Annotated in this window: 15 protein-coding genes; 8 read left to right on the plus strand and 7 right to left on the minus strand. The window is 66.4% G+C overall.

Annotated elements, in window-relative coordinates; all coding sequences use genetic code 11:
* The first annotated feature begins 279 nt into the window (after positions 1 to 279).
* The 5 genes from ABR323_RS01210 to ABR323_RS01230 all read left to right on the plus strand — a co-directional run bounded on the left by ABR323_RS01210 (position 280) and on the right by ABR323_RS01230 (position 5,744).
* Positions 280 to 1,299: a zinc-binding alcohol dehydrogenase family protein gene (locus ABR323_RS01210; protein ID WP_439447921.1), complete on the plus strand. Its 1,020-nt coding sequence runs from the start codon at positions 280 to 282 to the stop codon at positions 1,297 to 1,299.
* A 204-nt stretch (positions 1,300 to 1,503) separates the two neighbouring features.
* Positions 1,504 to 2,157, plus strand: coding sequence for a YczE/YyaS/YitT family protein (locus ABR323_RS01215; protein WP_439447922.1), 654 nt, complete (start codon positions 1,504 to 1,506; stop codon positions 2,155 to 2,157).
* Positions 2,158 to 2,262: 105 nt separating this feature from the next.
* On the plus strand, positions 2,263 to 4,293 hold the full coding sequence (locus ABR323_RS01220) for an FAD-dependent oxidoreductase (protein ID WP_439447923.1): 2,031 nt from the start codon (positions 2,263 to 2,265) through the stop codon (positions 4,291 to 4,293).
* A gap of 296 nt (positions 4,294 to 4,589) precedes the next feature.
* Positions 4,590 to 5,048, plus strand: coding sequence for a cell wall hydrolase (locus tag ABR323_RS01225; RefSeq protein ID WP_439447924.1), 459 nt, complete (start codon positions 4,590 to 4,592; stop codon positions 5,046 to 5,048).
* Positions 5,049 to 5,132: 84 nt separating this feature from the next.
* Positions 5,133 to 5,744, plus strand: a complete 612-nt coding sequence (locus tag ABR323_RS01230) for a glutathione S-transferase N-terminal domain-containing protein (RefSeq protein WP_135272454.1) — start codon at positions 5,133 to 5,135, stop codon at positions 5,742 to 5,744.
* A gap of 121 nt (positions 5,745 to 5,865) precedes the next feature.
* Here the strand turns inward: ABR323_RS01230 and ABR323_RS01235 are convergent, their stop codons facing one another.
* The 6 genes from ABR323_RS01235 to ABR323_RS01260 form a co-directional block, all read right to left on the minus strand.
* Positions 5,866 to 6,921, minus strand: a complete 1,056-nt coding sequence (locus ABR323_RS01235) for a suppressor of fused domain protein (RefSeq protein ID WP_439447925.1) — start codon at positions 6,919 to 6,921, stop codon at positions 5,866 to 5,868.
* A gap of 44 nt (positions 6,922 to 6,965) precedes the next feature.
* Positions 6,966 to 7,469, minus strand: a complete 504-nt coding sequence (locus ABR323_RS01240; protein WP_135272452.1) for a hypothetical protein — start codon at positions 7,467 to 7,469, stop codon at positions 6,966 to 6,968.
* Positions 7,470 to 7,696: 227 nt separating this feature from the next.
* Entirely contained in the window at positions 7,697 to 9,577 is a 1,881-nt protein-coding gene (gene prpE / locus ABR323_RS01245; RefSeq protein ID WP_439447926.1) for a propionate--CoA ligase, read from the minus strand.
* 616 nt (positions 9,578 to 10,193) lie between these two features.
* Complete coding sequence (locus ABR323_RS01250) at positions 10,194 to 10,808, minus strand: RluA family pseudouridine synthase (RefSeq protein WP_439447927.1); 615 nt, start codon at positions 10,806 to 10,808, stop codon at positions 10,194 to 10,196.
* A gap of 121 nt (positions 10,809 to 10,929) precedes the next feature.
* Positions 10,930 to 11,916: a malate dehydrogenase gene (locus tag ABR323_RS01255; protein ID WP_439447928.1), complete on the minus strand. Its 987-nt coding sequence runs from the start codon at positions 11,914 to 11,916 to the stop codon at positions 10,930 to 10,932.
* A gap of 118 nt (positions 11,917 to 12,034) precedes the next feature.
* Positions 12,035 to 12,526 carry a peptidylprolyl isomerase gene (locus ABR323_RS01260; RefSeq protein WP_004145509.1) on the minus strand — a complete coding sequence of 164 codons (492 nt, stop codon included), beginning with the start codon at positions 12,524 to 12,526 and terminating at the stop codon, positions 12,035 to 12,037.
* A gap of 239 nt (positions 12,527 to 12,765) precedes the next feature.
* Between ABR323_RS01260 and typA the strand changes: the two genes are divergently transcribed.
* Genes typA through ABR323_RS01275 form a run of 3 tightly spaced genes read left to right on the plus strand, consistent with a single transcriptional unit; the run spans position 12,766 to position 16,757 of the window.
* Complete coding sequence (gene typA / locus ABR323_RS01265; protein ID WP_135272447.1) at positions 12,766 to 14,613, plus strand: translational GTPase TypA; 1,848 nt, start codon at positions 12,766 to 12,768, stop codon at positions 14,611 to 14,613.
* A gap of 12 nt (positions 14,614 to 14,625) precedes the next feature.
* A complete protein-coding gene (locus ABR323_RS01270; RefSeq protein ID WP_439447929.1) occupies positions 14,626 to 15,093 on the plus strand; it encodes a DUF2127 domain-containing protein in 468 nt (155 codons plus the stop codon).
* A gap of 41 nt (positions 15,094 to 15,134) precedes the next feature.
* The gene (locus tag ABR323_RS01275) at positions 15,135 to 16,757 is read left to right on the plus strand and encodes an amidase (RefSeq protein WP_439447930.1); all 1,623 of its coding nucleotides are present in this window, start codon (positions 15,135 to 15,137) and stop codon (positions 16,755 to 16,757) included.
* A gap of 72 nt (positions 16,758 to 16,829) precedes the next feature.
* Here ABR323_RS01275 and ABR323_RS01280 read toward each other — a convergent pair whose 3' ends face one another.
* Entirely contained in the window at positions 16,830 to 17,966 is a 1,137-nt protein-coding gene (locus ABR323_RS01280) for a mechanosensitive ion channel family protein (protein WP_439447931.1), read from the minus strand.
* Positions 17,967 to 18,004: the final 38 nt, after the last annotated feature.

Raw genomic sequence — 18,004 nt, forward strand, 5'->3', positions numbered from 1 at the left:
ATTCAGCACGCCACCGCCGCGAACATTATGCTCAGGCGGGTGAAGGTCATGTTAACAGTCCCGTAACATGTGAAGTGTTGTGCCCGACCCTCCACCGGTCCGACGTTGAAACCCTATACAGGATGATGAAAATCCGCAAGACCCTCGCGCTGCAAGGGTTTGACGGGGTTTAAGTGCGAAAAGCGACATTCTTCGCCACACACTGCATCACAGGATTCAGCCGGTTTGCGGAAAGGTGAGGAACCTTATGATGAGAACACGTACCCAGCCGGAGCCGTGATGAAAGCCGTCGCCCTGAGTCGTGAATCATGCCCTGCCCTGCACGATATCCATCTGCCTCCGCCGTTGCCTCCGGGCGGCCGTGACCTGCTGGTCCGGGTCGAGGCGATCTCGGTCAATCCCGTCGACGGCAAGCAACGCGCTGCCACCCATCCGGCCACGCTCGACGTCCCCCGCGTACTCGGCTGGGACGCCGCCGGCGTGGTCGAGGCGATCGGCGACGAGGCCAGTCTGTTTGCTTCCGGCGACGAGGTCTATTACGCCGGTGATGTGACCCGCCCCGGCTGCAATGCGCAGTACCAGCTGGTGGACGAACGCCTGGTCGCACGCAAGCCCACCACCCTCGACTTCGCCGAGGCCGCTGCGCTGCCACTGACCACCCTCACCGCTTGGGAACTGCTGTTCGAGCGCATGCCATTGCGGCTGGACGACCGACGCCAGTCCGGCCAGCACCTGCTGGTGATCGGCGGCGCGGGGGGCGTCGGCTCGATGGCGATCCAGCTGGCCCGCCACGCCGGCTTCGAGGTGATCGCCACCGCGTCCCGCGAGGCCTCGATCGACTGGTGCCGGCGCATGGGCGCCCAGCACGTGATCGACCACCGGCAACCCCTGCTGCCCCAACTGCAGGCGGCGGGCATCGATGCGGTGCAGGTCGCCCTCAACCTGGCCGACACCGACCACTACTGGGACGAGCTGGGTGAGCTGCTGGCGCCGCAGGGACATGTCGGCCTGATCGTCGAACCGCGCGGCCCGCTGCGCATCGGCGATCCCTACAAGGCCAAATGCATCGGCATCCACTGGGAATTCATGTTCGCGCGCTCGCGCTTCGCCACTGCCGACCGCATCGAGCAGCACCGCATCCTCAGCCGTGCGGCCAGCATGATCGACGCCGGCCAGCTGCGCGGTACCCTCAGCGAGACGCTGGGCACGATCAATGCGGAAAATCTGGACATCGCGCATCAGCGCGTGGCCAGCGGGCGCACGGTGGGCAAGCTGGCACTGGCCGGTTGGGACGACTGAGCCGGGCTGGAACGCCGATGTAGAGCCGAGCCCGTGCTCGGCCATGCGGCCTGATCGTAGAGTCGAGCCTGCTCGACTGATTCATCAGGAGCAGTCGAGCAGGCTCGACTCTCCTGTAGCGGCGGATTGGCTGGCATCTGTATCTATGGAAGTTGCTGGATCAGGACTACGGTGGAAACAGATCACCCTCCCCCCGAGCCTGCCATGCCCACCGCCCTGCCCCTGCGCCTGCTGCAACTGATCACCGGGCTGTTCCTGTACGGCTTTGGCGCCTCGCTGATGATCCGCGCAGCGATCGGCGTGGCCCCCTGGGATGTGCTGTCGCAGGGCATCGCCGCACAGACCCCGCTGTCGTTCGGGCTGGCCACCAACGTGATCGGCGCGCTGGTGCTGCTGCTCTGGTGGCCGCTGCGGCAGAAGCCCGGCGTCGGCACCGTCCTCAACGTCATGCTGATCGGCCCTTCGGCCCAGTTCGGGCTGTGGCTGCTGCCGCCAGCCGTCGGCCTCGGCTGGCAGCTGGCGATGTTCTGCGCCGGCATGCTGCTGGTCGCGCTTGCCACCGGGCTGTACATCGGCGCCAAGCTCGGCCCCGGTCCGCGCGACGGCCTGATGACCGGCCTGCACGCGCGCACCGGCTGGCCGATCTGGAAGGTGCGCAGCCTGATCGAGGGCAGCGTGCTGCTGCTGGGCTGGTGGCTGGGTGGCAACGTCGGCGTCGGCACGCTGGCTTTCGCTCTGCTGATCGGCCCGCTGTGCGGGGTGACGCTGGGTTGGTTCGGAATTGGCAAGGTACCGTCGGCGCCTGCTTCCGGTAGCGCCGGGCCATGCCCGGCGAGCGCACAGCGCGGCAAGGGTTGATCGCGTCGCCGGGCATGGCCCGGCGCCACCCCGCCGTGCGGCGGCCCTTGCCCCGGCCGCCGTTTCGCGGCACGCTTCGCGCTTCCGTACGCAAGCGTATCGACCATGTCGCCAGCCAACGAAAGCACCTATCCCCATCTGTTCGCCCCGCTGGACCTGGGCTTCACCCAGCTGCGCAACCGCGTACTGATGGGCTCGATGCACACCGGCCTGGAAGATCGCGCCCGCGACTTCCCGCGGCTGGCGGCCTATTTCGCCGAACGCGCCGAGGGCGGCGTCGGCCTGATCGTCACCGGTGGCTTCGCACCGAACGTGGTGGGCTGGCTGAAGCCGTTCGGCGGCAAGCTGTCCTGGCCCTGGGAAGTGCGCCCGCACCGCCAACTGACCGCCGCTGCGCACCAGCATGGCGCGAAGATCTGCCTGCAGCTGCTGCATGCCGGCCGCTATGCCTATCACCCGCTGTCGGTGGCGCCGTCGAAGCTGAAAGCGCCGATCAACCCGTTCACCCCGCGCGCGCTCTCGGCCAGTGGCGTCGAACGGCATATCGCCGACTACGCGCGCAGCGCGAAGCTGGCCCGCGAAGCCGGCTACGACGGCGTCGAAGTGATGGGCTCGGAGGGCTACCTCATCAACGAGTTCATCGCCCCGCGCACCAACAAGCGCACCGATGCCTGGGGTGGCGACGCACGCCAGCGCATGCGCTTCGCGGTGGAGATCGTGCGCCGCATCCGCGAGGCCTGCGGCCCGGACTTCATCATCATCTACCGCCTGTCGCTGGTGGATCTGGTCGACGACGGCAGCAACTGGGAAGAAATCGTGCAGCAGGCGCAGGCGATCGAGGCGGCCGGCGCAACGATCATCAATTCCGGCATCGGCTGGCACGAAGCACGCATTCCGACCATCGCCACCTCGGTGCCGCGCGCAGCCTTCGCCGGGGTCACCGCCAAGCTCAAGCCGTATGTGAAGGTGCCGCTGGTGGCGACCAACCGCATCAACATGCCCGAGGTGGCCGAGCGCATCCTGGCCAGTGGCGGCGCCGACATGGTGTCGCTGGCGCGCCCGCTGCTGGCCGACCCGCAGTGGCCGAACAAGGCCCGCGCCGGCCGCGCCGAGGCGATCAACACCTGCATCGCCTGCAACCAGGCGTGCCTGGACCACGTGTTCGAGAACAAGCTGGCCAGCTGCCTGGTCAACCCGCGCGCCGCACACGAGACCGAGCTGGTCTATCGCCCCACCGCCACGGCGAAGAAGGTTGCCGTGGTCGGTGCTGGCCCCGCCGGTCTGGCCTGTGCCACGGTGGCCGCCGAACGTGGCCACCAGGTCACCCTGTTCGATGCCAACGAGGCGATCGGCGGCCAGTTCAATGTGGCCAAGCGCATCCCCGGCAAGGAAGAATTCCACGAGACCCTGCGCTACTTCCGCCACAAGCTGCAGGAAACCGGCGTGCAGCTGCGCCTCGGCACCCGCGCCGATGCCGCCAACCTGGTCGGTTTCGACGAGGTGGTGCTGGCCACCGGCATCACCCCGCGCAAGGTCGACTTCCCCGGCGCCGACCACGCCAAGGTGATCAACTACCTGGACGTGCTGCTGGGCCGGGTTGAGGTCGGCACCAATGCGGCGATCATCGGCGCCGGTGGCATCGGCTTCGATGTCGGCGAGTTCCTCAGCCACGCCGGTGAGTCGCCCTCGCTGGACCCGCAGCGCTGGATGGCCGAATGGGGCGTCGATGCCAGCTTCGAGGCCCGCGGCTCACTGGGCCGGCCCGAGGTCGAGGCATCACCGCGGCGGCTGTGGCTGCTGCAGCGCAGCCCGGGCAAACCCGGCGCGCGGCTGGGCAAGACCACCGGCTGGATCCACCGCGCCACGCTGAAGGCCAAGGGTGTGCGCATGCTCGGCGGCGTCGAGTACCTGGGGGTGGACGACGAGGGCCTGCGCATCCGCGTGGAAGGCAGCGAACAGCTGCTGCCGGTCGACCATGTGGTGATCTGCGCCGGGCAGGAACCGAACCGTGCATTGCAGGCCGAACTGCAGGCCGCCGGCATCAACGCGCAGCTGATCGGCGGTGCCGATGTAGCGGCCGAACTGGATGCGAAGCGGGCCATCGACCAGGGCAGCCGGGTCGCCGCCGCGCTCTGATGAGCGCCTGAATGGGGGGCGGAATGTGATTTCCGTCACCCCTGCCGAACCTGAATGTCAAGCCGGACGGTTCACGATGCGTTCGGCTATCCCCCCCTACCTTGCGCCATCTTCCGCTCACCAGCCAGTTTCCGGTGAGCCGGCGCAGCCCCCTCGATCGGTACTGATCGTTCTTTTGGGGCTGCCCACGGGGCGGCCCCGATGGCCGCCTCCCCATGACGCCAAGTCGTACCCCGCCTCCTGTCGCCCCCGCGGCCGGAACCGGAGCGTGCGGCCCATACGGAGCAAGGAGTTATATGAAACTGGCCTGGATTCTCTGGCTGTCGCAGTTGTTGCCGCAGCCGGCCGCTGATTCACTGTGTTTGAGCACCACCGTTTACCTGGAAGCCCGCGACCAGACCGTCCGTGGCCAGCAGGCCGTGGCCGAGGTCGCCCTGCGCCGTCTCGACAGTGGCCTGTGGGGCGACTCGATGTGCCAGGTGGTTACCGCGCGCAAGCAGTTCGCACCGACCATCGTCTCCCCCGGCACCCAGCTGGGCAATGACGCGGCCTGGAGCGAGGCGATGAACGTGGCCTTCGACGCCGAGCGCAACTGGGCGCTGCCGGCCGGCGAGCGCCGCGAGATCGTGCCCGGTGCGAGCCACTTCGCTGCGCTGTCCATCGCCAGCCCGAATTGGCGCAATGCCTACCAGGTGGCCACCATCGGCGATCACACCTTCTATAAGGTGCAGAACCTCAAGCCGCGGCAGTCGTAACGATCCGTACAGGCGGCAGCGTTGCCGCCTGCCGGCGGGCTCTGGGATAGTGGGCGTTTCCCGCCCGTATCACCTGGAGTTCCCATGAAGCTGTACAGCAAGCCCGGTGCCTGTTCCACCGCCGACCACATCGCCCTGCAGTGGACCGGCCAGCCGTTCGAGGTTGAACTGCTGAACAAGGACACCCTGAAGGGTCCGGAATTCCTCAAGATCAATCCGGCCGGCGCCGTTCCCGCACTGGTCGACGGCGATTTCGTGCTGCTGCAGAACGCCGCGATCATGGGCTATATCGCCGACAGCTTCCCGCAGGCCGGCCTCGGCGGCGATGGCAGCCCGCGCCAGCGCGCAGAAGCCACCCGCTGGCTGGCCTTCGTCAATTCCGATGTGCATCCGGCGTTCTCGCCGCTGTTCTCGCCGGGCAAGTTCATTGCCGACGAAGGCCAGTACGACGCGATCCGCGCCGCCGCACACAAGCGCCTGCGTGGCCTGTTCGAAACCGCCGACACGCAGCTGGCAGACAAGCAGTGGCTGGCCGGCTTCCGCAGCTACGCCGACCCGTACTTCTACATCACCCTGCGCTGGGCAGCCGGCGCCAAGGTCGATCTGTCCGGGCTGGACAACCTGGCCGCCTACAAGGCGCGCATGGATGCCGATGCCGGCGTGCAGGCCGCACTGAAGGCTGAAGGCCTGGCCTGACCGTGACCTGGGGTCAGAGCCGTTCGCGTGGCGAACGGATCTGACCCAAATGGCTGCTGGGACGGGGTCGGATCCGTCTGCGCAGCAGACGGCTCTGACCCCATCGGTTCCAGCGGTGCAATCAACCGATCTGGCGGATCACTTCGCCCTTCGCATCACGCAGGTAGGTCGGCACCACTTCGATGCGCAGCGCATCGGCCAGCGGGTAGATGCCGCGCTCGGCACGCACCTCGGCAAGCGCCTGAAGCCCTGCCTCGTCCAGCGCCCAGCGCGCGCTGTCGACAGACACCTCGCCGGCTTCATCGCGCCCGGCTGGAATGAACTCCCACTGCCGCTCGCGGCTGACCAGCTCCAGTGATCTGCCGTGGCGCAGACGCAGCGGCAGCAACTCGCACACGCTGGCCACCTGGCCCGCGCCCAGCACCAGCGTGGTAACACCGGCCTCCTGGCGCCAGTCCAGCGTCTCGATGAACAACATGCCGGTACTGGAGCCTTCGCGCTCGCTGCCGGCGCGCACCTGTGCGGCCAGCGCTGGATCGTCCAGCAGGTTGCCGCGATGCAGGTCGCTGATCCACAGCGGCATCGCCGGCTGCAGCACCTGCAGCACGCCGCGCGTCGACCAGCGCTTGACCGCCTCCATCTCCTCATCGGTCAGCCCGACCAGCTGCAGGAACTGCAGATGGCCATTGGCGGTATCGCGCGCCGGCAACTGAGGGTCGGCGACGAAGGCCAGGTGGCACAACCGCGTGTCGGTCTCCAGCGCGATCGGGCCATTGGCATTGAGGTGGTGACCGTCCTCGAACACGTTGCCGCTGCCGAACACATAGCGCGCCAGGTTCTGCAGCAGGTTCATCGGCCACACCGGCGGCGTGCTGTCGGCGTTCTCATCGGCAGCCGCCGCCAGACGGAAGGTCAGCTCGAAGCCATAGCCACTGGTAGCGGCATCGCTGCTCTCCTTGGCGTACAGCTCGGAGAAGCCATAGGTGATGTAGTGCCAGTGCGGTACAGGCGCATCCGCCCAGTACACACTGATGCCATCCAAGGGGTCCTGGCCACCCAGCGTGTACGGAAGCGCCGTGCCGTAGTGACGCGGCTCCTGGCCGGCATACATTGGCGCCAGCGCTGCGTTGATCGCGTCCCAGCCGGGGGTATCGGTGTCGTCGTGGTCGTCCTGCACGGGAGACTCCTTGTGGAAGTGAACCGGTCACTTTACGCGGTGGCTCAGGCCTGTACGACCTCGCTGCTGCCACCCACCAGTGCCGCTTGGGTTTCCTGCCACCAACGCTGCGCCAGCGCCGGGCTGCGCGCCTTGCCGACGGCGGTCAGCAGCTCCGGGCACAAGCGCTCCAACGCCCGTGCATCGGTACAGCGTTCAATCTTCAACTGCATGAAGTAGCCCTTCAGGCCCAGATGGCGGCGCACGGCCTCGCTCATCGCGTCGTACAGCTGCTGGTACAGCGCCGGGTCCTGTTCGCGGCCCGTGCTGATGCCGCGCACCGGTGCCACATCGGCGCTTCCGCCGATCACTTCGATCAGGCCCTGCGCCGACAATTGTTCCAGTGCATCGGGTGGCGCACGCAGGCCTTCGAACAGGCCACGCAGTTCAGTGTCATCACGTTGGCCATCGACCATCAGCAGGATCGAACGCAGCGCCGCCGGCAGCCGGCGCGCGCGGTCTTCGATTTCCTGGCGGCCAGCAGCCGTCTTGGCGTGCAGCAATGCCATTGCATCCCCCCGATCCTTGATGCGCTTCATCTGCGCGCCCGGACGGACGCGCCCCCTTTGCCCGCCATCGCCGGAGCCTGCGCAGCTTCCCCGAAGCGCAGGCCCTGTTGCAGATCGATGACAGGCCGAGCTTAGCGCATGTCTGGCGGATGGGTAGCGCCAGGCCATGCCTGGCGGCTTTTCCGCGCTTCGCGCTCGCCGGGCATGGCCCGGCGCTACCAGACCGGTTACCGCCCCAGCGCCCGGCGGATCTCCTCCAGTGCGCTGGGATCATCCAGCGTCGACAGGTCTCCCGGGTCGCGCTGCTCGGCCAGCGCCTGCAGCGAGCGCCGCAGCAGCTTGCCCGAACGGGTCTTGGGCAGCGCATTGACCACGTGCACGTGCGCCGGGCGCGCAACCGCACCGAGCGAGGCAGTCACCGTCGCCATCATCTCGGCCACCACCGGCGCCGGATCCTCGCCATCGAGCCCCTGCCTGAGAGTGACGAACACCAGCGGCACCTGCCCCTTCAGTTCGTCCTTGACCCCGATCACTGCGGCCTCGGCCACGCGCGGGTGGCTGGAAATGGCTTCTTCGATTTCGCGCGTGCCCAGTCGATGCCCGGCCACGTTGATCACATCGTCGGTGCGGCCGAGGATGAAGGTGTAGCCATCGTCATCGCGGATCGCCCAGTCCAGCGAGCTGTACAGCAGCTCCTTGAAGTGGCTGAAATAGCTCTGCAGAAAGCGGCTGTCGTCGTTCCACACCGTGCTCATGCAGCCCGGCGGCAACGGCGGGGTCATCACCAGCACGCCCTTCTGGCCCGGCGCGACTTCTTCGCCGGTGTTCTCATCGATCACCTTCATCCGGTAACCGAGGTTGGGGAAGCCCGGCGAACCGAAGCGCACCTGCTTCATCTCCAGGCCCGGCAGCAGGGTCAGCGCCGGCCAGCCGGTTTCGGTCTGCCAGTAGTTGTCGATGATCGGCTTGCCCAGCGCTTCACTGATCCAGTGCGCGGTGGGTTCGTCCAGCGGCTCGCCCGCCAGGAACAGGTACTTCAGCGCACGCAGGTCGTGGCGATGGATGAAGTCCGCGTCGTGCTTCTTCAGCACGCGGATGGCAGTGGGCGAAGAGAACATCGTGCGCACGTTGTACTGTTCGCACAGTGCCCACCAGATGCCCGGGTCCGGGTTGGTCGGCAGTCCTTCGTACAGCAGCGACGTGCAGCCGCCGATCAGCGGGCCGTACACGTTGTAGGAGTGACCCACGGCCCAGCCGACGTCGGAGGTGGAGAACATGACCTGCCCCGGCCTGCAGTCGAACACCGTCTCCATCGACTGTGCCATCGCCACCGCGTATCCGCCCACGTCGCGTTGCACGCCCTTCGGCTTGCCGGTGGTACCGGAGGTGTACAACAGATAGCTCGGCTCGCTCGATTCCAGCCACTGGACCGGCACGTCGGTTTCGCCGATCTGTGCACGCAGCGCAGCGTAGTCCACGTCGCGGCCTGCCACGCGTGGTTCGGCTGCATCCAGACCACGCGATACGATCAACACATGCGGTGGCGGCGAAGCCGCTTCAGCGCAGGCCGCGTCGACCATCGCCTTGTAGGGAATCAGTTTGCCACCGCGCATGCCGGCATCGGCGGCGATCAGCAGCTTGGGCTTTGCGTCGTCGATGCGCAGCGCGAGGTTGTGCGCGGCGAAGCCACCGAATACTACCGAGTGCACCGCACCGATACGCGCGCACGCAAGCATGGCGAATACCGCTTCGGCCATGTTCGGCATGTAGATCACAACGCGGTCGCCGTGGCCGACGCCAAGGTGCTTGAGCACGGCGGCGAAGTCGTTCACCTCGCGATACAACTGGCGATAGGTGATCTCGCGGGTGCTGTTGGTTTCGGTGGAGATTGCGACCAATGCGAGCTGGTCGGGACGATCCACCAAGTGGCGATCGACGGCGTTGTAGCAGAGATTGGTTTCGCCGCCGACGAACCAGCGCCGGAACGGCGGATTGCTGTAGTCCAGCACCTGTTGCGGCGGTTTGTGCCAATGGATGCGCTTGGCTTCCTCGCCCCAGAAGGCCTCCGGCTCGTCGATCGAGCGACGGTAGGTTTCCTCGTAGTTCATGACGCAGCCCTCCCAGACAAAGTCATGGGTTCGAGGATAGTCCGGCGCTGCCGCGCGGGCCGCCCTACCTTGGTAGGGGGTGTTTGTTCTGCAGGGCTGCGCCCTGCACCCGCCGAGGCTTCAAGCCAAGGCAACGTCAAGAGCTGGGTATCCGTGGGATGGCGGGATGGGTCCGGTTGCGGGGGACGCCGTGAATGCGTCCCTGTAGGCTCGGTCGCGCCATCCATGGCGCTCACGCCCCCGCAACCGGACCCACCCCGCCTTCGACAGTTCTCCGCGATCTGTCGGAACGACGTTCTGCCTTGGTGGGTGTCGACCTTGGTCGACACGGTAGAGCCACGCCATGCGTGGATGCATTTCGATTTCAATTCGAAATATTCGATTCCGATTGAGATTCATCCACACATGGCGTGGATCTACTGGCCGCCGGCCAACTGTCGAAGGCGGGGCACTGTGGGTTTGCGGGGTGTGAGCGGCATGGATGCCGCGACCAAGCCCCCATGGATGGGTTTACGGCGTCCCCGCAAACCCACAGTGCCCCACCATCCCACGGATAGCCCGCTTTCGACGTTGACGTTGATTCTGCGGGTGCAGGGCTGCAAGCCCTGCCGAACCCCTAGAACGGAGTCGCAGACTCGAACGCGAGCGCCTCACCCGTCACCGGGTGGGTGAACTGCAGGCTGCGCGCATGCAGGTGCACCCGCTGCGCAGGTGCAGCGCCATACAGCACGTCACCGACGATGGGATGGCCGAGGCTGGCCATGTGCAGGCGCAGCTGATGGCTGCGGCCGGTGACCGGCTCCAGCTCCACGCGGGTGCGCTGCGCTTCAACATCGCGGGCAAGCACACGCCAGCGTGTCAGCGCCGGCTTACCACGCTCGTGGTCAACCATCTGCTTCGGCCGGTTCGGCCAGTCCACGATCAACGGCAGCTCCACCTCGCCGGCCTCAGCTTCCAGCAGACCCTGCACGATGGCCTCGTAGCGCTTGCCGACCCGGCGCTGCTCGAACTGCATCGACAACGCCGCCTGCATGTCCTTGCCACGCGCGTGCAGCAAGAGGCCCGAAGTCACCTGGTCCAGGCGATGCACGGTCAGCGCATCCGGGTACAACGCCTGCAAACGCACGATCACGCAGTCCTGGTTCTCGGCGCTGCGGCCAGGCACGGACAGCAGGCCGGCCGGCTTTTCCGCCACCAGCAGCGCGTCGTCGATGTAATGCAGGTGGATCATCAGGTTCTATCCGTCCAAACAAAAACGGGGAAGCCGAAGCTTCCCCGTTTTCTGCGTTCCGACCAACGGTCGGTACCTACCTCGATGGAAGACGTACCGACCGGAGCCGGTACCGACTGCATCAGCCCAGCAGGTGGGCGACGCCGGAGCGTTCTTCTTCCAGCTCGGCCAGGGTCTTGTCGATGTACTTCTGGCTGAAGTCGTCGATCGGCAGATCCTTGACCAGGGTGTACTTGCCGTTTTCGGTGGTCACGGCGAAGCCGAAGATCACACCTTCCGGAATGCCGTAGGAACCGTCGGACGGCACGCCCATGGTGACCCACTTGCCGTTGCTGCCCAGCACCCAGTCACGCACGTGGTCGATGGCAGCGTTGGCGGCCGAAGCAGCCGAGGACGAGCCACGGGCTTCGATGATCGCCGCGCCACGCTTGCCGACGGTCGGGATGAAGGTGTTGGCGTTCCACTCCTGATCGTTGATTGCATCGGCAATCGACGCACCATCGGCGGTGGCGAAACGGTAGTCCGGGTACATGGTCGGGCTGTGGTTGCCCCACACGACCAGCTTCTCCATGCCACCGACCGGCTTGCCGAGCTTCGCCGACAGCTGGCTCAGCGCGCGGTTGTGGTCCAGGCGCAGCATGGCGGTGAAGTTTTCCGGCTTCAGGTCCGGCGCCGACTTCATCGCGATGTAGGCATTGGTGTTGGCCGGGTTGCCGACCACCAGCACCTTCACGTCACGGCTGGCGACCTTGTTCAGCGCCGCGCCCTGGGCGGTGAAGATCTTGGCGTTTTCCAGCAGCAGGTCCTTGCGCTCCATGCCCGGGCCACGCGGACGCGCGCCGACCAGCAGGGCGATGTCGGCGTCCTTGAAGGCCACTTCGGCATCATCGGTGCCGACCATGCCGGCCAGCAGCGGGAAGGCGCAGTCTTCCAGCTCCATCATCACGCCCTTCAGGGCGGCCTGGGCCTTGTCGATCGGCAGTTCCAGCAGCTGCAGGATGACCGGCTGGTCCTTGCCCAGCATTTCGCCGGAGGCGATGCGGAACAGCAGGGCATAACCGATCTGGCCGGCGGCGCCGGTCACGGCAACACGAACGGGTGCTTTCATGGGGGTTTCCTCTTGCTTGCAAGCGTTTGATGGGACGCCGCGGGCGTGGCCACGCAGGCCGGGCGGGCGGCGGGGAACAGGGAAACGGCCACCCGAGGGTGGCCGTTTCGAAGGGGAATCAGGCGGCGAGGAGCTTGTTCCACTCCGCCACGCGCTCGGCCTGGGCGGCCAGCACGGCGTCGGTATCGCCTTCCAGGGTGATCGAATGGATCACATCGCCCTGCTTGACCGAATCGACGATGGCCTGGCCGTCCAGCACCTGGCCGAACACGGTGTGCTTGCCATCCAGCCAATCGGTCTTGATGTGGGTGATGAAGAACTGGCTGCCGTTGGTGTTCGGACCGGCATTGGCCATCGACAGCGAGCCGACCTGGTGCTTCACACCATTCTTCTCGTCTTCGAACTTGTAGCCCGGGCCACCGGTGCCCTGACCCTTGGGGCAGCCGCCCTGGATCATGAAGTCGGCGATCACGCGGTGGAAGATCAGGCCGTCATAGAAGCCGTGCTTGACCAGGTTCACGAAGTTGGCAACGGTCAGCGGCGCCTTGTCAGCGAACAGCTCGACCTTGATCGGGCCCTGGGTGGTGTCGAAAGTGGCGATGAGGGACATGAAGATCCTTGGGATGCGGGGTGTGTAATCAGCCCCATAAGGATACACCTCCCCTGCCGTATGGGCGCCTTCGACCATCGGTGCAGGCGGGGTCTTCAGCACCCGGACGGTGGGCCCTGGGCGGGTAGCTGAACGGGGCACCCGGGCGGTGTGAAATGCAGGTTTTCGCCAAACGTCAAGTTCGACGTATAATGTTGGACTTCTTTTTCCAAATCCGGCGCCGACTGGCCCCCTTTCGTATGTCCATCGAAAATCTTCGCAACATCGCCATCGTCGCTCACGTCGACCATGGCAAGACCACCCTGGTCGACCAGCTGCTGAAGCAGTCCGGCACCCTGTCCGAACGCACCGTCCTCGCCGAGCGCGTGATGGACAGCAACGACCAGGAAAAGGAACGCGGCATCACCATCCTGGCCAAGAACACGGCCATCACCTGGGAAGACAAGAAGACCGGTATCAAGAACCGGATCAACATCGTCGACACCCCCGGACACGCCGACTTCGGCGGCGAAGTGGAGCGCGTGCTGTCGATGGTCGACACCGTGCTGATCCTCGTCGATGCGATGGACGGCCCGATGCCGCAGACCCGCTTCGTGACCCAGAAGGCCTTCGCGATGGGCTTCAAGCCGATCGTCGTGGTCAACAAGGTCGACCGCCCGGGCTCGCGTCCGGAATGGGTGATCGACCAGGTGTTCGACCTGTTCGACAAGCTCGGCGCCACCAATGAGCAGCTCGACTTCCCGATCGTCTACGCCTCGGCCCTGAACGGCTATGCCGGCCTGGAAGACACCGTGCGTGACGGCGACATGACCGCGCTGTACGAAGCCATCATGCAGCACGCGCCGAGGCCGGAAGTGGACCCGGAAGGTCCGTTCCAGATGCGCATCAGCCAGCTGGACTACAACAACTTCGTCGGCGTGATCGGCATCGGCCGTATCCAGCGCGGCACCCTGAAGAAGGGCATGCAGGTCGCGGTGATCGACCGTGAAGGCAAGAAGCGCAACGGCAAGGTCGCGCAGGTGCTGGGCTTCCTGGGCCTGGAGCGCATCGAGCAGGACACTGCCGAGGCCGGCGACATCGTCGCCATCTCCGGTATCGCCGAACTGACCATCTCCGACACCCTGTGCCACCCGGATACCCCGGAAGCCCTGCCGGCACTGACCGTCGATGAACCGACGATCTCGATGACCTTCCAGGTCAACAACTCGCCGTTCGCCGGCAACAAGGACCTGTCCGGCGGCAAGTTCCTGACCAGCCGCCAGATCAAGGACCGTCTGGACCGCGAGCAGGTCCACAACGTGGCCCTGAAGGTGGAACAGCTGGAAGACGCCGACAAGTTCCTGGTCTCCGGCCGTGGCGAACTGCACCTGTCGGTGCTGATCGAGAACATGCGTCGCGAAGGCTACGAGCTGGCCGTGTCGCGCCCGGAAGTGATCATCAAGCAGATCGACGGCCAGGCCATGGAGCCGATCGAGCAGCTGGTGGTGGACATCGAAGAAATCCACCAGGGCGGCGTGATGGAAAAGCTGGGCTCCCGCAAGGGCCAGCTGAAGAACATGGAATCGGACGGCAAGGGCCGCGTGCGCCTTGAGTACCAGATCCCGGCCCGTGGCCTGATCGGTTTCCAGAACGAGTTCAAGACCCTTACCCAGGGTTCGGGCCTGCTGTTCCACGTGTTCGACCATTACGGTCCGAAGGAACAGGGCGCGATCGCCAAGCGCCAGAACGGCGTCATGATCGCCAATGCCCCGGGTGCCACCCCGGCCTACTCGCTGGGCCCGCTGCAGGAACGCGGCAAGCTGTTCGCTGCTGAAGGCGACAACGTGTACGAAGGCCAGCTGATCGGTATCCACTCCAAGGACAACGATCTGACCGTCAACGCGATCAAGACCAAGCCGCTGACCAACATGCGCGCTTCGGGCAAGGACGATGCGATCCAGCTGACCCCGGCCATCAAGTACTCGCTGGAGCAGGCACTGGACTTCATCGAAGACGACGAGCTGGTCGAGATCACCCCGAAGGAAATCCGCCTGCGCAAGAAGGGTCTGACCGAAAGCGACCGCAAGAAGTCTTCGCGCGGCGGCTGAGCCAGCCCCCCCTTGAACCAGAGCGGCTACAACCCGGATCCACACCGGCATCCGGGTCTGCACGTCATCGCCTTGCTCGAAGCGAGCAAGGCGATGCTGGCGCTGCTGGCCGCCACCGGGCTGGAAGTGCTCGGACCGCAGCCGTTGCGGCACGGCATCATGGCCCTGATCCGGCGCTTCAGCCTGGATCCGGACCATGGCACCCTGCCCTCGCTGCTGCACATGATCAGTCCCGACGCGGTGCACCTGGCCGCGGCGGGGATGATCGGTTACGGCCTGCTGCACCTGGTCGAGGCCTGGGGCCTCTGGCGCGCCAAGGCCTGGGCGTCATGGCTGGGCTGCCTGACCGCTTCGCTGTACCTGCCGTTCGATGTTTTCGCGATCATCCGCCACCCCGGCTGGCCCTCGTGGACGATCCTGGCGATCAATCTGATCGTGGTCTACGTACTGGCCCGCGACCTGCGCAAGCGCCGCCGCTGAGCACCGGCTACACTGGGGATTGGAGCCGACCACGCCGCCCCATGCGCCCGTCCTTGCCGCCCCTCCTGATCTGCCTGCTCGCTGCGCTGCCTGCGCTGCTCGTTGCTGGCTGCAGTCCGGCCACGCCCAGCGCCCACGCCGCCGAACCCGCCAGCCGCAACGTGCCATTTCCTTACGCCGAAACCGATGTCAGCGACCTGCAGGCGCGGATGACCGCCGGCGAACTGGACAGCACTACCCTGACCCAGGCTTACCTGCAGCGCATCTCCGCACTGGACCGTGCCGGCCCCCGCCTGCGCGCGGTGATCGAACTCAACCCGGATGCGCTGAAGGAAGCCGCCGAACGCGATCGCGAGCGTCGTGACGGCCGCCTGCGCGGCCCGCTGCACGGCATCCCGATCGTACTGAAGGACAACATCAACGCCGCACCGATGGCCACCACGGCCGGTTCGCTGGCGCTGCAGGGCTTCCGTCCGGACGACGCCTATCTGGTGCGCCGCCTGCGCGATGCCGGCGCGGTGGTGCTGGGCAAGACCAACCTCAGCGAATGGGCAAATTTCCGCGGCAATGATTCGGTGTCCGGCTGGAGCGCGCGCGGTGGCCAGACCCGCAATCCTTACCGGCTCAGCCATTCGCCCTGCGGTTCCAGCAGCGGCAGCGCGGTGGCCGTAGCTGCCAACCTGGCCAGCGTGGCCATCGGCACCGAGACCGACGGCAGCATTGTCTGCCCGGCCGCGGTCAACGGCGTGGTCGGCCTGAAGCCGACTGTCGGCCTGGTCAGCCGCGACGGCATCATCCCGATTTCCTTCAGCCAGGACACTGCCGGACCGATGACGCGCAGCGTCGCCGATGCTGCGGCCGTGCTGACCGCCATCGCTGGCCGCGATGACGCGGATCCGGCCACGGCGACCATGCCCGGCCGTGCGGTCTACGACTACACCGCGCGCCTGGACCCGCAGGGTCTGCGCGGCAAGCGCATCGGCCTGCTGCAGACACCTCTGCTGAAGTACCGCGGCATGCCGCCGCTGATCGAGCAGGCCGCCACCGAACTGCGCCGTGCAGGCGCGGTGGTGGTACCGGTGGAGCTGCCCAACCAGGGCGCCTGGGCCGAGGCCGAACGCACCGTGCTGCTGTACGAATTCAAGGCCGGCCTGGAGCGTTACTTCACTACCCACCGCGCGCCACTGCGCAGCCTGGCCGAACTGATCGCCTTCAACCAGGCACACAGCAAGCAGGAACTGGGCCTGTTCGGCCAGGAACTGCTGGTGGAGGCCGATGCCACGGCAGGCCTGGCCGATCCGGCCTACATCCGTGCGCGCACCGACGCGCGCCGTTTGGCCGGTCCTGAAGGCATTGATGCTGCCCTCGCCGCCCATCAGCTCGATGCACTGGTTGCGCCGACCACCGGCGTGGCCTGGCCGATCCGCAGTGAAGGCGATGACTTCCCCGGCGAGAGCTACAGCGTCGCCGCCGTGGCCGGCTATCCCAGCCTCAGCGTGCCGATGGGCCAGATCAACGGCCTACCGGTCGGCCTGCTGTTCATGGGCACCGCCTGGAGCGAACCGAAGCTGATCGAGATGGCCTACGCCTACGAACAGCGCACGCGCGCGCGGCGGCCGCCGCGCTTCAACACCGATACCTTGATCGACGCTGGCGAACCTTGATCCGCTCGGTAGCGCCGGGCCACGCCCGGCGAGCGTAGCGGCGTCGAACTATCCGCCGGGCACGGCCCGGCGCTACCGTTCGGGATCCACCGCCACGATCGCGGCCTCACCATCTTCCGCGCCTGGCGAACGCACATCCGCAGTGCGTGCACGCGGACCACGCGGCATGTCCCGCTCGTCTTCGTGCTGCAACCGCGCACGCACCTGCGGCAACGCCTGCGGATGTTCACGCGCGAGGAAATCAAGCATCCGCTCGCGCACCAGGCAGCGCAGGTCGAAGGCATCACCGGAACTGCGCGCGCTGACCAGCAGGCGCACCTGGATCGCCCGTTCGCTGGTCTCGGTCACCTGGGTCACGCAGACCCGGCCATCCCACAATGCCTCACCACGGCAGATACGCTCCAGTTCGGCGCGGATCGCCGCGACTGGTGCGCGATAGTCCAGCCACAGGAACGCAGTACCAAGCAGATCCGCACTACGCCGTGTCCAGTTCTGGAACGGGTTCTCGATGAACCAGGTCAATGGCACCACCATCCGCCGCTCATCCCAGATGCGTACGACCACATAGCTGCTGCCGATCTCCTCGATCCGGCCCCACTCGCCCTCGACGATCACGACGTCATCCAGCCGGATCGGCTGCGTCACTGCGATCTGCAGACCGGCGATCAGGTTGCCGAATACCGGCTTGGCCGCGATGCCGGCGACCAGACCGATCAGACCCGCCGAGGCCAGCAGCGCGGTACCGATCTTCTGCACCATCGGGAAGGTCAGCAGCACCAGCGACGCACCCAGCACGATGATGCCGCCCATCAGCACGCGGCTGAGTACCCGCGTCTGGGTCTGGATGCGGCGCGCTTCCAGGTTGTCGGAGACATCGATGGGATGGCTGCGCAGGATCGCGCGCTCGCCCGCAGCAACACCGCGCACCAGCAGCCAGATGAAGCACGCGGTCAGCGCGATGTGCAGCACATGCTGCAGGTTGCCCAGCAAGGGATCCTGCAACGGCGTGGCCTGCAGCGCAGGGATCAACAGCAACAGCGGCCATGCAGTCGCCATCGGCAGCCCGAGCACACGACCGATGCGCGCACGCCGGCGGTCACGCCCTTTCAGCCGGTGATGGATCCACAGGATCAACCACGCACCGATGCCGCCCATCAACGCTGCCAAACCCAACGGCCATGCGTATGCCTGTGCGCTTTGCCAGTGCACCGTTGCCACCTCCACTTGAACAGCAAGCGGACAGCCTC

The organism is Stenotrophomonas sp. ATs4, assembly GCF_051861585.1.
Classification (GTDB): domain Bacteria; phylum Pseudomonadota; class Gammaproteobacteria; order Xanthomonadales; family Xanthomonadaceae; genus Stenotrophomonas; species Stenotrophomonas maltophilia_AS.